The organism is Veillonella sp. 6_1_27 (genome assembly GCF_000163735.1).
GTDB lineage: Bacteria > Bacillota > Negativicutes > Veillonellales > Veillonellaceae > Veillonella > Veillonella parvula_A.
In genome coordinates this window covers 528,819-551,229 of the sequence record NZ_GG770215.1, presented here as the reverse complement: position 1 = coordinate 551,229, position 22,411 = coordinate 528,819, and the positions used below count along the sequence as shown (strand labels likewise).

Here is a 22,411-nt window from a genome sequence, read left to right as displayed (position 1 = left end):
GGTAATATCTATGAACACAGTACAGATTCCACGTGTTGTCATTGCTGGTACCAACTCTGGTGTTGGTAAAACAACTATCGTAGCGGGCTTATTGGCCGCTTATGCAAATGGTGGACGTACGGTGCAATCTTTTAAAGTGGGCCCGGATTATATCGATCCGGGCTTTCATAAAATTGCATCCGGCCGTGACAGCTATAATTTAGATACGTGGCTCGTGCCACCTCACAAGTTAACTCCTTTCTTTGCTACTATGGCGCACGATGTAGACCTTGCCATTATTGAAGGTGTTATGGGCCTTTACGATGGTGGTCGAGAAGGCGTTAGTTCTACGGCTCAAATTGCTAAACAGTTAAATGCACCAGTGGTGCTTGTTATCGATTGCAAGGCTATGGGTGAAAGTGCAGCTGCTATTGCAAAAGGCTTCCGTGACTATGACTCAGAGGTAAACTTTGGTGGTGTTATCTTAAACCGCTTAGGCTCTGCTAATCATGAGCGTATGGTTCGTGAAGGAATGGATAAAATCGGTGTACCCGTTATTGGTGCCATTTATCGTGATGATCGTATGCATTCTCCAGAACGTCATTTAGGACTTACACCGGTTACTGAAATTGATCCAACAGAGGCGATTAATACGATTCGAGAAGCTGTTGAGAAAATGGTAAATCTCGATGCACTATTGGAAATTGCTACTAATGCACCAACTATCGAACTACCAGATTCTATAGATGTTAAAACCATTGAAAAACGTGTGAAAATCGGTGTAGCTTATGATGAGGCGTTCTCTTTTTACTATCCAGCTAGTCTTGCTGCGTTAGAGGAAAAAGGGGCTGAGCTTGTTTACTTTAGTCCCCTTAATGACTCTGTGATTCCTGATGTAGACGGACTTGTATTCGGTGGTGGCTTCCCAGAAATGTTTTTATTCCAGTTATCTAGTAATGAGTCTATGAAGGAATCTATCCGCCAAGCTAATGAAAAAGGTATGCCTATATATGCCGAGTGTGGTGGCCTCATGTATCTTTGTGAAAATATTCATGACTTCGAAGGTTCTATATATAAAACTGTAGGTATTGTACCTGCCAATTGTGTGATGCAACAAAAGCTTCAAAAGGTGGGCTATGTTACAGCAACTGCAAAGAGAGATACTTTGCTAGGCGCTATGAATACAGCCATTCATGGTCATGAGTTCCATTTCTCTACAATGGAGCCAACTATAGATGACTTCCCATGGGCTTTTCATTTAGAAGGGGGCCGTAAACCTCAATCGTATGACGGCGGCTATGCAACAGAAAATGTATTAGCTTCTTACTTACATTTGAACTTTGCTGGCTCTGATGAAGGGGCACAACACTTTGTTGATACATGTGCTGTTTATAAAGCCCAAAAGTAATAGATGTATAAATGTATTTAATAGGTTTATATGACTAAGTGTTATCACAATTACATTCTGCGGGACAGTTCGTATTAAAGGAGCTATTATGGAAGAACGTGGGTTAATTCTAGTTAATACAGGGAATGGTAAAGGTAAAACAACAGCTGCATTAGGCGTTGTTTTACGTGCTGTCGGACAAGGTTTCAAGGTTCTTATATTACAATTTATTAAGAGCGGCAATGGCTATGGTGAATTGTCAGGTCTCGCTAAACTAGGTGATCAAGTTGAAATTCGCTCTATGGGAAAAGGCTTTATTTACTATAAACGGGATGAAGTAGGGGAAGCTGAGCTTGCTCGCCACAAAGAAGCAGCACAAGCCGCTTGGCGTACATTGGTAGAAGAAGTAAACTCCGACAAATGGGATCTAATTGTTATGGATGAAATAAATAATGCTATTAATTATGAGCTTATTGATGTGAATTCTGTAGTGGAAATGCTAAAAAATAAGCCTAAAAGACTTCATGTTGTTTTGACGGGGCGTTATGCTAAACCTGAAATCATTGATATGGCGGATACTGTAACAGAAATGAAGGTAGTAAAGCATGCTTATGAAAAGGGAATAAAAGCTGCTAAAGGAATAGAATTTTGATTTAATTCAAAAAAATCGAAAATAATCGAAAAAGACCTTGCTAAAACTATATCGAAAATGTATAATATAGTTATAAGCACAGAGGTGCTCAATATTCTTGACATTAAGTATGTATATAAGACTAACCAGGAGGTTAACTATGGCTGTACATGATTACATTAAATCTGGCGATTTCGCTACTGAAAAACACGTTCCTGTTATCGAAACAGTTGATACTGTAAAAGCAGGTGAAACATTCCACGTTACTTTATCCGTAGGTAAAGATATTGCACATCCAAACACTGTAGAACATCACATTGATTGGATTAAATTGTACTTCGTAGCTGAAGGCACTCAATTACCATTCGAAGTTGGCGCTATCGAGTTCAACGTTCATGGTGACGGTGCAACTGCAAACGAAGGTCCTGTAGCAGCAGTTTCTGAAGGTACTTTAGCAGTAGCTTTGAAAAAATCCGGTAAATTGATCGCTGTTTCCTACTGCAATATCCATGGCTTGTGGGAATCCGAAAAAGATATCGTAGTTGCTTAATTAACTATTACAACTAATAAAGACCAGCCCGAGGGCTGGTCTTTTTGTATATCTATGTGTTTACATAGCTTAATAATGAGGTAAAGTTAAACTTTCAATAGTAGGTATTTAATGGCATTATGGCTAATATATGTTAGGATTATTTAATGCATATTCATAATATTATAAACATATTATTTGATTTTTAGTGTCCGCATAAAAAGGAGTTTTGTATCACTCCAGTGGATTAATTGCTGTACATCCCTTTACAGTGCTATTTGTTTGTGGTAAAGTATATGCATATTGATATTTAGTAAACATAGTTAAATGAGGGATTATTGTGGCCTTAATCGTTAAAAAATTTGGTGGTAGTTCTGTAGCTACACCAGAAAAAATATTTAATATTGTTGATCGCGTTCTTCGTGAGAAGCAAGCTGACGATAAAATCGTTCTTGTTGTATCCGCTATGGGTGATACAACTGATGACTTGGTGGCCTTAGCTAAACAAGTTACATCCAAGCCGTATGGTCGTGAAATGGATCGTTTGTTATCTACAGGTGAACAAGTAACAATTGCATTGATGGCAATGGCTTTTAACGAACGTGGTCAGGAATCTGTATCCTTAACAGGTGATCAAGCAGGTATTACAAGTAGTGATACGTTTAATAAAGGTCGCATTTTGGGCGTTGATCCTAATCGTGTGTTTGAAGCTTTGGATGAAGGTAAAATTGTAGTAGTTGCTGGTTTCCAAGGTATAACTGAATATGGTGATATGGTGACATTAGGCCGTGGGGGCTCTGATACAACAGCTGTTGCATTGGCAGGTGCTATGAAAGCTGATGTATGTGAGATTTTTACGGATGTAGACGGCGTATATTCTACAGATCCTCGCGTGGCGAAGGAAGCTTTCAAATTAGAAGAAGTAACGTATGGTGAAATGCTTGAAATGGCACGCCTTGGTGCAGGTGTAATGCAACCGCGTGCCGTAGAAATGGGTTTCCGTTATGGTGTACCTATTCATGTACGTTCTACATTTAGTGATAAACCAGGTACTATTATTCGGGAGGATTATACTGTGGAAGCAAATAAACACGTAATTACTGGCGTAGCTGATGATACAAATACAGCAAAAGTAGCCCTTGTAGGCGTTGAAAATAAACCAGGCGTTGCAGCGACTGTATTTAAAGCATTAGCTGCTAGAAACGTTGACGTAGATATGATTGTTCAATCTATCCGTTCTGTGGGAGAACCAAAAACTGATCTTATCTTTACAGTAGCTATGGATGATGTGGTACTAGCTCGAGAAGTATTAGAAGAATTACAAAAAGCAGTAGATATTGAAGCTGTTAATATCGATGAAAAAATGGCGAAAGTTTCCATTATTGGTGCAGGTATGTTAGGACAACCTGGTGTAGCTGCGCAAATGTTTGATATCTTGAGCCAAGAAGGTATCAATATTGAAATCATTTCTACTTCTGAAATTAGTATTTCTTGTCTTGTTGCTGAAGATCGCGTAAAAGATGCCGTTCGTGTAATTCATAATGGCTTATTATTAGATCAACGAGGTTAATTACTTCATGGATAGTCTACGTAGTTTTATGGATGAAATGCTCAATGACCAAGGTCGTAAGGAAGGTTTCATTAGCGATCTACTAGGAAATCTAAAAAATCAGCCTATTCCAACATTGGAACAAGCTCAAACTGGTTATACAACAATGAGTAATTTACATGGTATCTTCTATGATTACGATAAGTCTGAGGTTACTATTACTTACAAGGTTGTACCAGATATGTATCAACCATATACATTGAGCTTTATACAATTTGAAGCCGTGTTAGAAGGCTTATTAACCTTACGTCGCAATCAAAAGTGGCAGATGCAACATAATAAATAATATGAACCCCATGGGTATACTTGCCTATGGGGTTTTGTAATTCGATAATTATTCTTAACATCTATATATAGAGTCATCGATATGATATAATAAATTATTCAGAGAGAAATCATTATATTTGTATAGAAAGAAGGGACAGCATGGAAATAAATAAGGTTTATTCTGGCTTTCGCCTTGACCGCATTGAGCGCATTGATGAGATCAATGGTACCGCTTATGAAATGAAACACGAAAAGTCTGGTGCACGTTTAATTTATATTGATTCACCAGATTCTAATAAAGTATTCAATATCGCTTTTAGAACAACGCCACATAATAGTACTGGTGTAGCACATATTATGGAACATTCCGTTTTATGTGGTTCTCGTAAATTTCCTTTAAAAGAGCCATTTGTTGAGCTTGTTAAGGGGTCTTTAAACACGTTCTTAAACGCTATGACATATCCTGATAAAACGATGTATCCAGTAGCCAGCAAAAACGATAAAGACTTCCACAATTTGATGGACGTATATCTTGATGCTGTATTGTATCCACGCGTTCGCGATGATGCAGAAATCGTGATGCAAGAAGGTTGGCATTATGAACTAGATAATGCGGAAGATGAACTTACCTATAAAGGTGTTGTATTCAATGAGATGAAGGGGGTTTATTCCTCTCCGGATTCCGTTTTAGAACGTCAAATGATGCGTGAGCTTTTCCCAGATACCACTTACGGTGTTGATTCTGGTGGGGATCCTGATCATATTACAGATTTAACTTATGAAGAGTTCCAAGAGTTCTATCGCGTTCATTATCATCCGTCCAATAGTTATATTTTCCTTTATGGTGATATGAATATTGAAGAGCAATTAGCATTCTTGAATGATGAGTACTTAAGTCATTTCGATGCTATTGAGGTTGATACTGAGGTTGGCTTACAAGCTCCATTTATGGAAGGTAAAGTGGTGAGCTATCCATACAGCGTAGGTTCTGAAGAACCTACAGATAACCGTACTTTGCATTCTTTTGCCTATGTTTTGCCTGATGTAACACCTGAGCATAGCTTGGCTTTTGAGATTTTAACACATGCTTTGTTGACATCTCCTGCGGCTCCTCTTAAACAGGCTTTGGTGAAAGCAGGTATCGGCTCTGATGTAAGTGGTTATTATCTTGATAGTATTCGTCAACCAATGTGGACCGTGCAAGCAACTGGTTCCAATCTCGATAAACAAGCTGACTTGCAGCGTATTGTGGAATCTACATTGCAAGAACTTTGTGATAACGGTTTAGATAAAGAATTATTAGAAGCTTCTTTGAATAGTATTGAGTTTGCTCTTCGTGAAAGCGACTTTGGTGGTCGCCCAATCGGTTTAGCTTATGTTATTCGTATGATGGATAATTGGCTATATGACAATGATCCACTGGAGCTATTACACTACGAAGAAGCATTAGTGAATATTCGCAAGGGCTTATCTGGTACGTACTTTGAAGATTTGATTCGTCAATCTATCTTAAATAACAATCATAAAGTGCTTGTTTCTATTTATCCTGAACGTGGTCTTCAAGAGCGCAAGGATGCAGAGGTTAAAGAGCATTTAGCCGCTGTAAAAGCTAAGATGTCTCCAGAAGAAATCGAAGCAATTGTAGAGCAAACAAAACGACTTAAACTTCGTCAAGAGGCTCCAGATAGTGACGAAGCATTAGCGTCGATTCCATTGCTTGAATTATCAGATTTAAATCCTAATATTGAAGAAGTAGAACGTCGTGAAAGTAAAATTGGCAATACTACAGTACATTTTGTACCTACTTTCACAAAAGGCATCAACTATGTAGGTCTTTACTTTAATTTAAGTTGTCTTACAGAAGATGAGTTGTTCTATGCCGATATTCTAAGTGATATTATCGGTCGTATCAACACATCTGAACGTGGCTATGAAGCATTGGCGAAAGATATCAATATGAATCTTGGTGGTTTAAGCTCAGATATTACGGCTATTAGCAAAGATGGTAAGCGTGATGAATTTACGCCTCTCATGATTGTTCGAGCTAAAGCCTTGCATTCTAAATTACCTGACTTATGCCGTTTGATTAACGAAGTAGTACAAAAAGCAGATTATAGTGACCATAGACGCTTGACCGAACTTGTTCAAGAAAGCAAAGCTATTTGGGATAATGAAGCGTTTCGTCGTGGCAACTCCATTGTAAGTCAACGTGTTATGGCACAAGTATCTGCAGTTGGTAAATTTAGAGATAATGGTAACTTTGGTTACTATCAAAAGATTAGCGAATTGGCTTCTAATCCTGCGGCATTACCATTATTGCCTGAAAAATTAGCTGATGTGGCTCGTAAGATTTTCCGTGCTAATAATGTGGATATCATGTTCGTTGGTGAAGAAGGCGAATTAGAAGCCTTTGAACATCTCATGAAACCATTGATTGAAACCTGGGATACTACTGACTTAAGTAATGATACATTAAAAATTACGCGTTTGTCTGGTAATGATGGTATCGTTACAGCTGGTAAAGTTCAATACGTAGCTCAAGGTGGTAACTTTATAGACCATGGGTATAAACACGTAGGCCCAATGAGTGTATTGGAAACGATTTTACGCTATGAGTATCTATGGATTCGTATTCGTGTACAAGGCGGTGCTTACGGTGCCTTTGCAAACTTCTATGACGATGGTAATATGATTTTCTGTAGCTATCGCGATCCAAACTTGGTAGAAACATTAAATGTATATAAAGAATTACCTCAATACCTTCGTGAGTTTACGTTGACTGATCGTGAGATGCGTAAATATATTATCGGTACTATGAGCTCCTTGGACTTGCCTATGACTCCTGCGTTGCGTGGTCCACGTGCGATGGGAATGTATTTTAGCGGTGCTAAACTAGAGGATAAGGTAGAGTTTCGTAAACAAGTTATCGCTTGTAAGCCAGAGGATATCGTTGCTTTAGCAGATGTGGTAGAACCAGTATTGAAGGATAATCATATTTGTACAATGGGGAATGAACAAAAAATTAAAGACGCTGGTAAGGTATTCGATAACATTATTTCTCTAGGATAATCGTTTTATATCATTTATAGTGGCATATTCTGTGTAAGTTTACGGGATATGCCACTTGTTTTGTACTGTAGGAGAGCATCATGAAAGGACGATTTGCTCCAAGCCCCACAGGATATATCCATCTCGGAAATGTATGGATAGCCCTCTTATCTTATATTTCTACGAAGCAACAAAAAGGGCAGTATGTTGTGCGAATGGAGGATATAGACATCCAACGCTCTAAACGTGAGTTAGGGGAAGCTCTATTAGATGATTTAGAGTGGCTAGGATTTGAATGGGATGAAGGACCTCGCGTTGGTGGTCCAGAAGCAACATATTGGCAAAGTGAACGACAAACATATTATGGAGACGTATTAGAAAATCTTGCATCAGAAAAACTAATTTATCCTTGCTTTTGTAATCGCACAAGATTGCATTCTATTGCTTCGGCGCCCCATGTAGGAGAGGTAGTACATCGATATGATGGTCATTGCCGCCATCTAGAGGATAAATTGATAAAAGAGTTTATGATGTCTAAGGAACCATCTTTACGTTTAGCCGTTAATTCCTGTGATATAGATTTCGTAGATCGTTGGCAAGGCTTTCAACATATTCATTTGGAAGGTGAATTAGATGATTATGTATTGCGTCGTGGTGACGGTATGTATGCCTATAATTTAGCTGTTGTACTGGATGATATTGCTATGGGGATAACAGAGGTCATTCGTGGAGACGATTTACTAGAGACTACAGGGCAGCAAATATATTTATATAGAACATTACAAACCAGTTTCAAATCTAAAAATATACAACTACCTTCTTATGGGCATGCTCCATTATTAATTGATTCTGAAGGGCATAGATTATCTAAGCGACAAAAGAGTATTACTATTCGTGAATTACGTGAAAATCAATGGTCTCCTAATAGAATTTTAGGTGAGCTGGCTATTGTAGGGGGGGTAGTTGAGGCTCATACATTAAGTCGTAGAGAAATTAGTTTATCTGAATTAATTGAGATTGATTTAAATGTACCTAGTCTTAGTCAGAAAACGATTGAGATACAAATTAAAGAATAGAGTAGTAAAATAGTATTGATTTATGTTATAGGATGTTTGCTAAAAGAGAATAATTCTTTAACTATATAATTCGATATAATATATTGACAATATTCGATATTTATTTATAATAGTATATAAGAGGTGGTCGAAATGACAATTCAACAAGCTTTAGATCAAAAAGTATGGGCCGTTATTGGAGCTACCCATAAAACCGAGAAGTTCGGTTATAAGATTTATAAATGTCTTAAAGATCACGGATATGAAGTATATCCAGTCAATCCTAATATTGCAGAAATAGATGGAGACACTTGTTACTCTAGTCTTTCTGCACTTCCCGTTGTGCCTGCTGTGGTAGATTTTGTTGTACCAGAAGCAGCGGGGTTAGCTGCACTTGATGAATGCAAAGAACTTGGCATTCCTGTTGTGTGGTTGCAACCAGGGGCGGATAAACCATCTGTTGTTGAAAAAGCACATGCTTTAGATCTGCATGTCATTCAAGATTGTGTATTAGTTCAATTACCGTAGGAGGGTACAATGAGCGAATTAAAAGATTTAAAAACTGCTGAATATCAAGATTTAGTAAACCAAGGTGGTGTTACTGTTGTTGACTTCTGGGCTCCATGGTGCGGTTATTGCGTACGTATGATGCCAATCATTGAAGAAATTGCAGGTGAGCTTGAAGGTAAAGCTAACTTTGTAAAAGTAAACGCTGATGAAGAACCAGAATTAGCACGTAACTTACAAGTTGAAGTATTGCCTACATTCGTTATTCTAAAAGATGGTGAAGTAGTAGACCGTAAAATTGGTTTCTTGCCTAAAGGCGATCTTCAAGCGGCTATCGAATCTAAATTCTAATACTATAATTAAAATCATATAAATAGAGGAAAACCTCATCAATGTATGTGTTGTACATTGATGAGGTTTTTTGCTTTTTTAATATAGACCTAAATATATATAACGTTTATGCGTTACTAAACATAATACATTGAGTTCCTAAACATAATACATCTAAAAGTGGGGTTTATGTCCATTTAAGGATTGGTATTATGCAATTGTGGTGGAGAGTGGTTTAAATTGTTTATTTTTGAATATTTAATCGAACATATGTATTGTAGAAAAGAGGAGAAAAATAGAGATTAAACAAGAAAAATATAAAAAAGTGGGATAAAAATAGATTTTTTATTGTGAAAGGTGGGGAATTGTGGTAGAATTTACCATATAGTGGTGGATAAGAAATAGTAAAGGGCGGTGATACATATGTTCATGGGCGAATATAATCACACCATTGATACAAAAGGGCGGATGATTATACCTGCTAAAATACGTGAACAACTAGGCGATTTGTGCATCGTTACAAAAGGCCTAGATAACTGCTTGGCTATTTACACCGAAGAGGCATGGAAAAAAATTTCTACAGCTTTACAATCACAATCCTCCACTAAAGCTAGCGTGCGTGCTTTAAAACGTTTTGTTTTTGGTAGTGCTGCTGAACTTGAATATGATAAACAAGGTCGTGTCCTCATTCCTGTACCATTACGTGAATATGCAAGCCTTGATAAACAGGCTGTTATTGTAGGTGCTGGAGACCACGTTGAAATTTGGAGCCGTGAAAAATACGATTTCTATGATGAGCAAGTGGCTGAAAGTATGGAAGAATTAGTTGAAGGGCTTGAAGGGATTATGTTATAGGAGGCTATGATGGAATTTAATCATACTAGCGTACTCTTACGTGAAACGGTGGACTCCGTCGTAACTAATCCAAAAGGCATTTATGTGGACTGTACCCTTGGTGGGGCAGGACATGCTCATGCAGTGGGCGAGATACTAGATCCAGAAGGCATGATTATAGGTTTAGATCAAGATGAAGATGCTTTGAGTGTAGCTCGACAGCGTTTATCTGATTTGAAATGTCAGGTGTTAACGATACCTACAAACTTTTCTAACTTAAAAGACGCTCTCCAAAATGCGGGCATTTATGAAGTCGATGGTTTTATATTTGATCTTGGTGTATCCAGCTATCAACTAGATACTCCTGAACGAGGTTTTTCATATATGAATGATGGACCTCTTGATATGCGAATGGATAAAGATGCACCTCTCACGGCAGAGGAAATTGTCAATGAATATGACAGTGAACAATTACTGCAAATTATCCGCGATTATGGGGAAGAACGATGGGCTAAACGAATTGTCGAGTTTATTGTTGAAGCACGTCAAGAAAAAAGAATTACTACTACTGGTGAGTTGGTTAGAATTATTAAGAATGCAATACCTGCAAAGGCGCGACAAGATGGACCTCATCCGGCAAAACGGACGTTTCAGGCCATACGTATTGAAGTAAATAGAGAATTAGCAATTTTGCATGATAGTTTTGTAGATGCTGTATCGATGTTAAAACCAAAGGGAAAGATTGGAGTTATTACATTCCACTCCTTGGAAGATCGAATTACAAAGCAAACTTTTAAAGAGTTAAGTACTGCATGTATATGTCCTCCACAATTGCCTGTGTGTGTTTGTAATCACAAGGCAGTTGTAAAGGCAAAGAATAAGGCTATAGAGCCAAGTATAGGGGAGATTGAAGTTAATCCGAGAGCTAGAAGCGCTAAATTGCGCGTAGCAGTAAAGTTGTAGATTTGGAAGGGGTTAAGTGTTATGTTAGCGAGAAAGGCTGTTGTGGGCCAAGTAAAAGGTGATATATTGGTTATTGCACAAGGGAGAAGACGTAGTGCAAACGTAGCTTTAGATTTAAGCCCTATGATGTGGCAAGTTGTATATGGTATTGCTGCATTAGTTGCATGCTTACTTATTATGATGGTTATGAATGCATACAGTACAAAGTTGGGCTATGAGGTAGTTAAAACACAGCAAGCTGTAGTACAATTAACAAAAGATAACGATGCATTGGACGTTGAAGTGGCTTCCTTGAAGTCTCCTGTACGTATCCAACAAATCGCAGAAGAACAACTAGGAATGGTTTTGCCTGATTCTTTTGTTTATAGCACAAAAAGCGCTGTTACTGAACGTAATGTACAAGAGAAACAGCAAATTATAGACTAGCAGGCGAAGCAGCTCGTATTGGGCTGCTTTCCTTTGCGTGTAAAGGAGATTGTATATGAAACACTTACAAGATATAGTAAAAACCTTACATGCACCGCATGTAGAAGGTAATACAGCTGTTGAAATTTTAGATGTTACCGCTGATTCTCGTGCTGTAAAAGAAGGTAGTTTATTTATTGCTTTAGATGGTGCTACTGTCGATGGACATGATTATGTTAATAAAGCTGTTGAGGCTGGGGCAGTAGCTGTATTAGTATCTAAACCTGTTGAGATAAGTAGTGACGTTTGTGTTATCACTGTTGAAGATACACGTGCGGCTATGATGGCCTGTGTGCCATACTTTTTTGATTATCCAGCCAATTCCATGCGCATGATTGGTGTCACTGGTACTAATGGTAAAACGACTACAACTCATATGATTCGTCATATTTTGAAAGCACAAGGTCATAAAGTAGGAGTTATTGGCACCGTTCATATCATGATTGGTGATACATCATATCCGATTCATAATACGACTCCTGACGTAGTAGATTTACAACATATTTTGCATCAAATGGTAGAAGAGGGTGTTACACATTGTGTAATGGAAGTATCTTCTCATGCGTTGGCTTTAGGACGCGTATCTGGTGTTGAGTATGATACGGCTGTATTTACAAATCTTACACAAGATCATTTAGACTTTCACAAAACATTTGAAAATTACTTGGCAGCTAAATGTAAACTATTTGAACAGGTTAGCAAACCAAACCAAGTAAAATCTGGTAAGGGTGCTGTCATCAATATTGATGATGCCTATGGACATCGGGTTGTTGAAAAAACTACAGCCCCTATCATTACCTATAGTATTGATGGTAGCGGCACATTGAATGCTCATGACGTTGATATGACGCCAAAGTCTAGCCGTTATACTGTATCTTATGATGGTCATGACTATACAGTTGCAATGAATACGACTGGCTTGTTTAATGTGTATAATACATTAGCAGCTATTGGTGCCTGCCTATTAGAAGGTATTTCCATGGAAGACATCGATAAAGCGTTGAAAACATTTAGTGCTGTACCTGGTCGTTTTGAATTGATTGAAGAAGGTCAACCATTTGCTGTTGTTGTAGACTATGCACATACACCAGATGGGTTAGAAAATATTTTACAAACAGCAAAGGCTATTCAAGAAAATCGTATTATTGTAGTCTTTGGTTGTGGCGGTGACCGAGATGCAACCAAACGTCCTATTATGGGACGCATTGCGGCACAATACGGTGATGTTGTGTATGTTACATCTGATAATCCGCGTACAGAGGATCCTGTACAAATTGTTAAAGATGTGGAAGTAGGCGTTAAAGACGGTCTTCGAGAAGGAACTCACTATGAAGTTATCGTTGATCGTCGAGAAGCGATTCAACATGCAATACAACATGCAAAATCTGGGGATATTGTACTCATTGCAGGTAAGGGGCATGAGGATTACCAAATCTTAAAGGATAAAACGATCCATTTTGATGATCGTGAAGAGGCGCGAGCAGCCCTCAAGGAGATCTAATATGGCAGAATTTACATTGTCTCAAGTACTGGAGGCCACAAAGGGGACGAGTGCACATACCGATAATATTAAGTTTTTAGATGTGTCTACTGATACAAGAACTATTGAATCAGGCTTTTTATTTGTAGCCTTAAAAGGTGATACCTTTGATGGCCATGATTTTATCAATGCGGCTATCGAAAAAGGTGCTACAGGGGCTATCGTTGAAAAAGGACGTTCTGTAGAAGGTATTGCTTGCATCGAGGTAGACAATACTTTGGTAGCATATCAAAACTTAGCACGATATCATCGTCGCCGCTTTGATATTCCTGTAGTTGCTATTACTGGTTCCTCTGGTAAGACTACGACAAAGGAAATGGTGGCAGCCGTACTTGGCACAGAATTTAATGTATTAAAAACTGAGAAAAATTTTAATAATGAAATTGGCTTGCCAAAAACCTTGTTACGTTTGACCGCTGAGCATGAAGCCTGTGTTGTTGAAATGGGTATGCGTGGGCTCGGACAAATTGAAGAACTGGCCTTGATTGCAGAACCAACGATGGGGATTATTACTAATGTTGGTACTAGTCATATCGAGCTTTTAGGTTCTCGAGAAGCCATTGCCGAAGCGAAAGGTGAATTGATTCGTTGCTTGCCTGAAAACAGCGTGGCTATCCTTAATGAAGATGATCCATATGTAAAAGCTATGGATCGTTTAGCTAAGGGTAAAACAATTACCTATGGTATTGAACGGAATGCTACTTGTATTGGTAGCCATCTGCGCTATAAAAAAGACGGTATTAAGTTCACTTGTAAGTGTTATGATGAAGTTTTTGATATCTTCTTGCCTATGATTGGTGAACACAATGTATATGATGCATTGGCGGCTATTGTTGCAGGTCGAGTGCTAGGCATTAAATCTAACACAATTCGCAAAGGTTTGAGTGAATTTAGTGGAACTCCAATGCGTCAAGAAATCGTCCCATTTGAAGATATTGTTATCTTAAATGATGCTTATAATGCAAACCCTTCATCCATGGCAGAAGCTATTAAAGCACTTGGTCAATTAGAAGGTAAGCGTAAAATTGCGATGCTAGGCGATATGCTCGAGCTCGGCGACTTCTCTGAAGAAGCACATCGTGAAATCGGCCATTTGCTTGCTGAAGAGGGGTATAGTGTTGTATTCACCTTTGGTGATGCTGCTGCCTTCATTGCAAAGGAAGCAAAAAAAGCGGGTTTAACTACATTCCGTTGTAACAGCCATTTAGAAATGGCCAACGCATATAGTGATATTCGTGAAAAAGGGGATGTTATCCTTGTGAAAGGTTCTCGTGGTTTACGAATGGAGCGCGTTGTTGAAGAATTAAAGGATCGAGAATAATAGGTAACGGCTAGTTATATCTAGCCGTCCTATTTATTAATAAGTAGAGGATTCATATGATAAATCACATTCTATTAGCCTTCGTAGCGACTTTCATCATTACGGTAGTGCTAGGTAAAATTGCTATTCCTATGTTGCGTTCTTTGCACGCACAACAAAGTATTCGTGAAGAAGGCCCTGAAAGTCATCAAGCAAAAGCCGGTACGCCAACAATGGGTGGTGCTTTCATGATGGTGGCCCTTATTATTGGCGTGGCATTGTTTGCACCATGGAATGTGGGCACAGGAATGTTATTATTTTTAACACTGGGTCATTGTTTATTAGGTTTTTTTGATGATTTTGTAAAAGCTGTAAAAAAACGCAATCTTGGTTTAACAGCGAAGCAAAAATTACTTGGACAATTTATATTGGCTGCCGTATTCTGTTATTGCATTACTGAGATTATGGTTGTTCCTACCACATTATGGATTCCTGTTGTAGATACACAATTACAATTGGGATGGGGTTATTATGTATTGGCATTTTTGATTATTGTAGGAGCTACAAATGCAGTAAATTTAACCGATGGTCTTGATGGTCTTGCTGGTGGTACATCAGCAGTGGCGGCGATAGCATTCTCTGTTATTGGTCTGATGGCTGCATCGATGACAAATTCTATTGGTGCTGAAAGTGTTGCGTACTTCGGCGCTATAATAGCAGCTGTATGTCTTGGCTTTTTGGTATATAATGTGAACCCTGCAAAAGTATTCATGGGGGATACAGGCTCTTTGGCATTAGGTGGTGCCTTTGCAGCAATGGCTATTTTAACTAAAACAGAATTGCTACTTGTGGTGATTGGTGGCATTTTTGTTATGGAAGCATTATCGGTTATTATTCAAGTTATTTCTTTCAAAACACGTGGTGTGCGTGTTTTTAAGATGAGTCCTATTCATCACCATTTTGAACTTTCCGGATGGGCAGAACAAACAGTTGTTAATCGCTTCTGGTTTGGTGGAGCTGTTTTAGCCATTATTGGTGTACTTTTAGCGACTATAACTTTATAAGATAATACTTAACGGAAGTTGTAAATAATGGTATGCTTATTAGATAGGATACATTAATTTTATAAATAGTTTAGGTGATATAGATGGAATATGGAGATAAACATATACTTGTTCTTGGAGCTGGAGCCAGCGGTATAGGTGCATCTTGGGTATTAGCCCAAGTGGGTGCGCATGTTGTGTTAAATGATTATAAGCCTATGACACTGCCTACGGCTGAGGAGAAACGACTCGTTGCGGCAGGGGTAAATATTATTACAGGACGTCAAGATGAATCCTTGCTAGATGGCGTGGATCGTATCGTTATTTCTCCAGGTATTTCTTTAGACATTCCGATTGTAAAAGCAGCACATGCCCGTGGTATTGACGTGGTCAGTGAAGTAGAATTAGCTTATGAAGTATCTAAATCACCTATCGTAGCTGTTACTGGTACAAATGGTAAGACTACGACAACAACCTTATTAACTAAAGTACTAGAAGGCTCTGGAAAACCAGTTCACGTCGGTGGAAATATTGGGGATTCCCTTAGTGAAGTGGCGTATTCTATGCCTGCAGGCGGTTTTTTGGTAGCTGAATTATCTAGTTATCAATTAGAGACAATCAAGTATTTTAGGCCTATTGGGGCTATTATGCTCAATATTACTCCAGATCACTTAGCTCGTCATAAGACGATGGAAAACTATATTGCTGCGAAGGAACGCATCTTTGAAAATCAATTAAGTACAGATTATTTAGTGTTGAATATAGATGATCCCGTTGTAGCTGATATGGAACATCGTTCGTCTAGTCATATTCTAAAAATTAGTCAAAAAAAAGCCGTAGAGAATGGCGCTTATTATGCTGATGGGCAATGTTATATTGCTAAAGATGGGGTAGCAAAATTTGTTATTGGAAATGAAGATATTCATATTCCAGGCAGTCATAATATTGAAAACATATTGACCGTTATTGCTTTATCTCATGCATTGGGCGTACCTGTAGAAACAATTCATCGTATTATTAGTGAGTTCCATGGCGTTGAACATCGTTTAGAACGCGTTAAGACGATTGATGGTATTACATTTTATAATGATTCTAAAGCGACTAATGTAGATTCTGTGGTTAAAGCATTAGAATCCTTTGATCAACAAGTTATTCTATTAGCTGGTGGTCATGATAAAATGACGCCTTTAGAAGACTTCATGGAGTTAGTTAAGGAGAAGACTAAAGCTGTTATTTTCATGGGGGAAGCAGCAGATCGTTTTGAGACGGCTGCAAAAGAGGCTGGTGTGAAGCCGATTTATCGTGCTTTATCCATGAAAGAAGCCGTAGAACAAGGCTATAAATTGGCAGAGACTGGCGATATTGTGCTATTATCTCCGGCTTGCTCAAGCTTTGATTGGTACAGCTGTTTTGAAGAGCGTGGAGATGACTTTAAACGTTGTGTTCATATGTTGCAAGAGGGAGGACACCATTAATGAAACGTGTTATTATTTCAGGTGGTGGCACTGGTGGACATATATATCCAGCAATAACTATATATAAGGAAATTATGAAACAAAATCCTGATGCAAAGGTGTTATATGTTGGTACCAAGCAAGGTCTCGAGGCTACATTAGTTCCTAAAGAGGGGATAGAGTTTACTACGATTCCTGTGCAAGGCTTGCAGCGTCAATTATCGTTAGGTACATTAGTTACATTAGGTAAAACTGCTTTAGGCATTGTAAAAGCTAATGCCATAGTTTGTAAGTTTAAACCTGATGTGGTTATTGGTACTGGTGGTTATGTATGTGGGCCTGTTCTCTTGGCTGCAGCATTACATAATATTCCTACTATAATTCAAGAACAGAATGTCATAGCAGGTATTACTAATAAAATTCTGAGCCGTTTTGTTGATGTGGTAGCCCTAGGCTATAAGGATGCAGAAGCATCGTTTTCTAAAGCAAAGCGCGTAGTCTATACAGGGAATCCTGTTCGTCCAGATGTGCTAGTTGATTCGAGAACAGAGGGACGTAACTATTTCAACTTAAGTGATGATACTTTTACAGTACTCATAGCTGGAGGTTCTCGAGGGGCGAGAACTATTAACAATGCTATGATAGATGTACATAAACACTTCCAAGGTGTGAAAGGTATTAAATTAATCCATATTACGGGAAACGGAGAATATGAATCTGTTTTATCCCAATTGGGTATTACCGATGGGGATGGTTTAGGTAGTTCATCTTTGATTTTGCCGTATTTACATGATATGCCAAAAGCACTAGCAGCAGCCGATTTAGCAGTATTTAGATCTGGTGCTATAGGTCTAGCAGAATTAGCAGTTCGCGGTATTCCATCCGTATTGATACCGTATCCATACGCAGCGGAAGATCATCAAACCTATAATGCACGTATCTTTGTACAAGAAGGGGCGGCTCATATGATTGTAGATAAAATGTTGAGTGCTCACGATTTAATAGGGGAAATCGAGATGTTTATGGCCAACCGTGATTTGTTGGCACAAATGGGAGACCGAGCATTGCAATTGGGGAAACCGAATGCGGCTCATGATATTGCAAAATTAGCTTTATCTATTGCAAAGTAACAAGGAGAGGTTTTATGTTAGACGGTATTCACAAAATTCACCTTATCGGTATTGGTGGATCTGGTATGCGTGCGATAGCGAATATTTTGATTCAAAAAGGTTATGATGTATCTGGTTCAGATATTGCTGAATCTGCAGTGATTTCTAAGTTTAGAGATATGGGTGCCACGGTGCATATCGGTCATAATAAAGAATATGTAAATGGTGTTGATGCCATAGTTCGTTCTACAGCGATTCGTGAAGACAATCCTGAAATTGTTGCCGCTAAAGAGCAAGGGATTACCATTTTACATCGTTCTGATATTGTAAAGGCTGTATTAGATGTAACAGATGGTATCGCAGTAGCTGGTGCGCATGGTAAAACATCTACAACTTCAATGATTGGACAAATTTTAGTGGAGGCTAATGCGGACCCTACGGTAATTATCGGTGGCGAAGTAGATTATCTCAAGGGTAGCAGTTGCCTTGGGAAAGGCCATTTTTCAGTTGTGGAAGCGGATGAGAGCGATGGTTCATTTTTAAAATTGCATCCACATACTATCGTTATAACTAATATTGAAGATGATCATATGGATCATTATAAGACTATGGATAACTTGTTAAACGCTTTCTGTGAGTTCGTCGAAACGTTACCAGAAGCGGGCAAGGCTATCGTATGTGGTGATAATGAAAATATTCGTTATGTTATGAGCCGCGTAAAACGTACTTTTATTACATATGGCTTAGAGGATAATAATGATTATGTAGCAAAAAATATTCATTATGTGGACTCTTCCTTGGTATATGATGTATATCATAAAGGCATTAATATAAGCCGTATCAGCTTGCGCGTGCCTGGAGAACATAATGTATTAAACTCATTGGCAGCCTTTATTGTGGCTCATGAATGTTGCGGTGTAGAGAATCGGTTTATTACAAAAGCGTTAGGTAAATTTATCGGTGCAAAACGACGTTTTGAAACAAAAGGTCATGTTGCTGGCGTCTGGGTTGTCGATGATTATGCACATCATCCAACAGAAATTAAAGCGACCTTAAGAGCAGCAAAAGAACTTGAAAAACATCGCGTTATTTGTGTGTTTCAACCGCATCGGTATACACGTACAAGCTTGTTGAAAGATGAATTTGCCACTGCTTTTACAAGTGCTGATGAAATATATATGACAGATATTTACAGTTCTGGTGAAGATCCGATTGCAGGTATCGATGGACGTACTATTCCTGACGCTGTTGAAGCTGCTACAAATAAGGTTGTACATTATGTACCATCTGTTGATGATATACCGGCTGTATTGGCAAAAATTGTGCGACCTAACGATCTGGTTATCACAATGGGTGCCGGTTCTATTAATCAATATGGACCTAAATTATTAGCTATATTGGAGGAAGGCTTACAATGAAAGATAGAAAAATAATCGTATTGATGGGTGGCCCTTCCAAAGAGGCTGAAGTATCTCGCCGTACTGGCGCTGCTATTGCGGAAGCACTTGAAAGTAAAGGGTATAATGCCCAAACATTAGAACTTAATCCTCGTACTGTTTTAAAAGACATTGAATCCTTAGATGGAGAGATTGTATTTAATGCAATTCACGGTCGTTATGGTGAAGATGGTGCATTACAAGGCTTACTTGAAATGGCAGAAATTCCATATACTGGATCGGGCATCATGGCTCATGCGGTAGGAATGAATAAAAAAGTAAGCAAAGATGTTTTCAAAGGGGCTAATATTCCAACAGCTACTTCTGAATCCTTTAATGGTAATTTAGAATCTGCAGAAGCTATTATAGGACATATTCGTAAACAATTTACGATTCCTGTAGTGGTGAAATCTGCTACTCAAGGCTCTAGTATTGGCGTTACCATCGTTCGTGATGAGGCACAATTGGAGGCTGCTGTTACAGAAGCGCTAAAATATGATCCGATTCTTGTAGTAGAGCAATTTCTTGATGGTCGCGAATTTACAGTATCCGTTCTTGACGGAAAGGCATTGTCAGTAATTGAAATCCGTCCACATTCTGGGGAGTATGACTATACCAGTAAATATACTGTAGGTGCTACAGAATATTTAGTACCTGCGCCTATTAGTGAAGAAATGACTGCTGAAATGCAACGCATAGGGGAACTTGTGTATCGCGAAGTACAAGGCAGTGGGGTTATTCGTGTTGATATTATGACAGATCATGCAGATAATATGTATGTTCTAGAATACAATACTGTGCCAGGTATGACGGCAACGTCTTTAGTACCAAAGGCAGCTAAAGAAATGGGAATTGACTTTCCAACATTATGTGAAAAGATTCTATTAACAGCTAGTATAGGGAAATTTTAAGGGCTGAATAGAACATAAGGAGTTATCTATGGATGATAAGCAATACCATCCATCCAACTCTGGGGAGATGCAGTCTTCTACACCTGTTCATGATGAACGGGCTGTATTTAGAAAACGAGTGTTAAAAATCGGTGGTGCAGTTACTCTCGTGTTGGTGGGATTGTTTACACTACCTATTCCTTTTGGATCCTTAAAAATTGTAGGATCGGATAAGGTAACTGTACAAGATGTAATGGTAGCAGGGGATATTCATGAACCTGTAAATATATTGCAAATTAGTACAGAGAAATTAAAAACTAGATTGGCGAAAGACTTACGGGTTGAAGAGGCCCAAATTAGTTATCAATTGCCATTTACAATGGTTGTACGTGTCATAGAACGCAAGGCTGTTGCAGTTGTACCAGCTCAGTTTGGTTATTTAACACTTGACAGCAAAGGTCAAGTGATTGCATCAGAGCCTGCAATACAAGATACGTCGGTACCGATGATATCAGGCGTTAAGGCGGGAAATATTTTGTTAGGTGATACCGTTGTGGATAAGCCCATTTTGGCGGCTCTTGAATACTTGAACTCTCTTGATGAGAGCACCTTCAAGAATATTGCAGAAGTCAATATAGGAGATCCTGATGCAATAATGGCTTATACCGTATCGGGGGTGCAAATTAGATTAGGGGATAGTAAAGATTTACCTAAAAAAGCCGAGTTAACTCAGTCCATGTTACAAGATATTAAGACAACACATAGCAATGTGCAATATATAGATGTTAATGTTTCATCGCCATATATAAAAACTGATGTAATACCGGAAGTTAAAAAGCATCAGCCTGGAACAAAGAATACAGAAGATTCATCTACTAAGAGGGATGATAAAAAACAAGATAAGCAAGGTCATGTTGAAGATAAAAGGTAGATGATTGTCGTGAGACACGAACGGTGGGCAATAGCCTTAGTCAGTTGTATATTGGGTTTCATGGTTGTCACCCAATATAAGATGACTCAAGATAATATAGAAGAAAATATCCGTTTACAACGAGCTGGTGATTTAGCTGTACAATTGCGAGAGGCCCAAAGTGAACGTGATGCATTGTTAAAACAAATAGAAGAGCTTAAACAGTCTGGTGCTACTAGCAATGTTAAAGCAGACGAACAGTTGATGATGAAAGCTGCTTTAACTAATGTTAAAGGTACGGGTGTTAGTGTATTAATCGAGGATAGCTTAAAGCCAATTCAAAGTGGTGAAAATCCTAATTTATATGTAATTCATGATGAAGATATTTTACGTATTGTTAATGAATTGCGAGCTGGTGGGGCTGAGGCGATAGCTATCAATGATCAACGTCTCATAGGGACTTCTGAAATACGATGCTCTGGTCCGACTATTACTGTGAATGGTAAGGTTTTTGGGGCTCCTTTTACAGTTAAGGCAATTGGTGATCCAAAAACACTAAATTCTGCGCTCACCATGCGAGGCGGTGTGGTGGATTCCTTGAAACACTGGGGCATAAAGGTAACCATAAAGGAAGAAAATGAAATAGCTATTCCAGCTTTTACAGGAACCTTTAGAGAAGAGCATATAAAGCCTAATGAAACAGGAGGTAAAGAATGAATATTTATATCTTTGCCATTGTTGGTTTAATTGTAGGTACTACATTAGGGTGGCTTTCACCATTTCATATACCTATAAGTTATGCAAATTACACATCGGTCGCTGTTCTGGCTGCACTAGATGCTGTATTTGGTGGTAGCCGGGCTGCATTGGAACGAACCTTTGATCTTAGTAATTTTGTACTTGGGTTCTTTTCAAATGTTGTGTTAGCTGTTATTCTTGTATATGTAGGTGACCTTATAGGAATTAACCTATATTACGTAGCTCTTATTGGCTTTGGATTGCATGTATTTATTAATGTAGGCGCTATACGAAAGATTATTATGACTAAGCGATTCTAATAAATCACATTCTATATAGTGGAAAGTTTTTAAATTTTAGTGTAAAATAAATGTAATTGTTATAAGA

General features: G+C 38.4%; 22 protein-coding genes. All 22 read left to right on the top strand.

The annotated features are described in order from the left end of the window. Nucleotides 1-10: 10 nt before the first annotated feature. The 22 genes from HMPREF0874_RS02620 (at nucleotide 11) to HMPREF0874_RS02515 (ending at nucleotide 22,344) form a co-directional block, all read left to right on the top strand. Complete coding sequence (locus HMPREF0874_RS02620; protein WP_008601254.1) at nucleotides 11-1,387, top strand: cobyrinate a,c-diamide synthase; 1,377 nt, start codon at nucleotides 11-13, stop codon at nucleotides 1,385-1,387. Between the two features lie 88 nt (nucleotides 1,388-1,475). After that, nucleotides 1,476-2,018: a cob(I)yrinic acid a,c-diamide adenosyltransferase gene (gene cobO / locus HMPREF0874_RS02615; RefSeq protein ID WP_008601251.1), complete on the top strand. Its 543-nt coding sequence runs from the start codon at nucleotides 1,476-1,478 to the stop codon at nucleotides 2,016-2,018. A gap of 139 nt (nucleotides 2,019-2,157) precedes the next feature. After that, nucleotides 2,158-2,547, top strand: a complete 390-nt coding sequence (locus HMPREF0874_RS02610; RefSeq protein WP_004696242.1) for a class II SORL domain-containing protein — start codon at nucleotides 2,158-2,160, stop codon at nucleotides 2,545-2,547. Between the two features lie 319 nt (nucleotides 2,548-2,866). Next, a complete protein-coding gene (locus HMPREF0874_RS02605; RefSeq protein ID WP_004696945.1) occupies nucleotides 2,867-4,096 on the top strand; it encodes an aspartate kinase in 1,230 nt (409 codons plus the stop codon). Nucleotides 4,097-4,103: 7 nt separating this feature from the next. Continuing rightward, nucleotides 4,104-4,421 carry a hypothetical protein gene (locus HMPREF0874_RS02600; protein ID WP_004696238.1) on the top strand — a complete coding sequence of 106 codons (318 nt, stop codon included), beginning with the start codon at nucleotides 4,104-4,106 and terminating at the stop codon, nucleotides 4,419-4,421. 140 nt (nucleotides 4,422-4,561) lie between these two features. Continuing rightward, nucleotides 4,562-7,471: an insulinase family protein gene (locus tag HMPREF0874_RS02595; protein WP_008601247.1), complete on the top strand. Its 2,910-nt coding sequence runs from the start codon at nucleotides 4,562-4,564 to the stop codon at nucleotides 7,469-7,471. Between the two features lie 80 nt (nucleotides 7,472-7,551). Then, a complete protein-coding gene (gluQRS, locus tag HMPREF0874_RS02590; RefSeq protein ID WP_008601245.1) occupies nucleotides 7,552-8,526 on the top strand; it encodes a tRNA glutamyl-Q(34) synthetase GluQRS in 975 nt (324 codons plus the stop codon). Between the two features lie 132 nt (nucleotides 8,527-8,658). After that, a complete protein-coding gene (locus HMPREF0874_RS02585; RefSeq protein ID WP_039965007.1) occupies nucleotides 8,659-9,033 on the top strand; it encodes a CoA-binding protein in 375 nt (124 codons plus the stop codon). A gap of 9 nt (nucleotides 9,034-9,042) precedes the next feature. Then, nucleotides 9,043-9,363, top strand: a complete 321-nt coding sequence (trxA, locus tag HMPREF0874_RS02580; protein WP_004696229.1) for a thioredoxin — start codon at nucleotides 9,043-9,045, stop codon at nucleotides 9,361-9,363. Between the two features lie 402 nt (nucleotides 9,364-9,765). Next, nucleotides 9,766-10,197 (top strand): division/cell wall cluster transcriptional repressor MraZ, encoded by a 432-nt coding sequence (mraZ, locus tag HMPREF0874_RS02575; protein ID WP_004696227.1) that lies wholly within the window; start codon nucleotides 9,766-9,768, stop codon nucleotides 10,195-10,197. A 9-nt stretch (nucleotides 10,198-10,206) separates the two neighbouring features. Next, entirely contained in the window at nucleotides 10,207-11,139 is a 933-nt protein-coding gene (rsmH, locus tag HMPREF0874_RS02570; RefSeq protein ID WP_039965005.1) for a 16S rRNA (cytosine(1402)-N(4))-methyltransferase RsmH, read from the top strand. Nucleotides 11,140-11,160: 21 nt separating this feature from the next. Then, nucleotides 11,161-11,565, top strand: coding sequence for a cell division protein FtsL (gene ftsL, locus HMPREF0874_RS02565; RefSeq protein ID WP_008601237.1), 405 nt, complete (start codon nucleotides 11,161-11,163; stop codon nucleotides 11,563-11,565). 55 nt (nucleotides 11,566-11,620) lie between these two features. Next, a complete protein-coding gene (locus HMPREF0874_RS02560) occupies nucleotides 11,621-13,105 on the top strand; it encodes a UDP-N-acetylmuramoyl-L-alanyl-D-glutamate--2,6-diaminopimelate ligase (protein WP_039965004.1) in 1,485 nt (494 codons plus the stop codon). A 1-nt stretch (nucleotide 13,106) separates the two neighbouring features. Beyond that, complete coding sequence (gene murF, locus HMPREF0874_RS02555) at nucleotides 13,107-14,465, top strand: UDP-N-acetylmuramoyl-tripeptide--D-alanyl-D-alanine ligase (protein ID WP_004696219.1); 1,359 nt, start codon at nucleotides 13,107-13,109, stop codon at nucleotides 14,463-14,465. A gap of 56 nt (nucleotides 14,466-14,521) precedes the next feature. Then, the gene (mraY, locus tag HMPREF0874_RS02550) at nucleotides 14,522-15,508 is read left to right on the top strand and encodes a phospho-N-acetylmuramoyl-pentapeptide-transferase (RefSeq protein ID WP_008601232.1); all 987 of its coding nucleotides are present in this window, start codon (nucleotides 14,522-14,524) and stop codon (nucleotides 15,506-15,508) included. 83 nt (nucleotides 15,509-15,591) lie between these two features. Further along, on the top strand, nucleotides 15,592-16,962 hold the full coding sequence (gene murD, locus HMPREF0874_RS02545; RefSeq protein ID WP_008601230.1) for a UDP-N-acetylmuramoyl-L-alanine--D-glutamate ligase: 1,371 nt from the start codon (nucleotides 15,592-15,594) through the stop codon (nucleotides 16,960-16,962). Further along, nucleotides 16,962-18,071 carry an undecaprenyldiphospho-muramoylpentapeptide beta-N-acetylglucosaminyltransferase gene (gene murG / locus HMPREF0874_RS02540; RefSeq protein WP_004696212.1) on the top strand — a complete coding sequence of 370 codons (1,110 nt, stop codon included), beginning with the start codon at nucleotides 16,962-16,964 and terminating at the stop codon, nucleotides 18,069-18,071. The genes murD and murG overlap by 1 nt, the downstream gene beginning before the upstream one ends. 14 nt (nucleotides 18,072-18,085) lie before the next feature. After that, nucleotides 18,086-19,468: a UDP-N-acetylmuramate--L-alanine ligase gene (gene murC / locus HMPREF0874_RS02535; RefSeq protein ID WP_008601228.1), complete on the top strand. Its 1,383-nt coding sequence runs from the start codon at nucleotides 18,086-18,088 to the stop codon at nucleotides 19,466-19,468. Next, entirely contained in the window at nucleotides 19,465-20,397 is a 933-nt protein-coding gene (locus HMPREF0874_RS02530; protein ID WP_008601226.1) for a D-alanine--D-alanine ligase, read from the top strand. The genes murC and HMPREF0874_RS02530 overlap by 4 nt, the downstream gene beginning before the upstream one ends. Before the next feature lie 28 nt (nucleotides 20,398-20,425). Beyond that, on the top strand, nucleotides 20,426-21,307 hold the full coding sequence (locus tag HMPREF0874_RS02525) for a cell division protein FtsQ/DivIB (RefSeq protein ID WP_008601224.1): 882 nt from the start codon (nucleotides 20,426-20,428) through the stop codon (nucleotides 21,305-21,307). Then, nucleotides 21,308-22,003 carry a DUF881 domain-containing protein gene (locus HMPREF0874_RS02520; protein ID WP_008601222.1) on the top strand — a complete coding sequence of 232 codons (696 nt, stop codon included), beginning with the start codon at nucleotides 21,308-21,310 and terminating at the stop codon, nucleotides 22,001-22,003. It begins immediately after the preceding gene. Continuing rightward, nucleotides 22,000-22,344: a small basic family protein gene (locus HMPREF0874_RS02515; RefSeq protein ID WP_004696202.1), complete on the top strand. Its 345-nt coding sequence runs from the start codon at nucleotides 22,000-22,002 to the stop codon at nucleotides 22,342-22,344. The genes HMPREF0874_RS02520 and HMPREF0874_RS02515 overlap by 4 nt, the downstream gene beginning before the upstream one ends. Nucleotides 22,345-22,411: the final 67 nt, after the last annotated feature.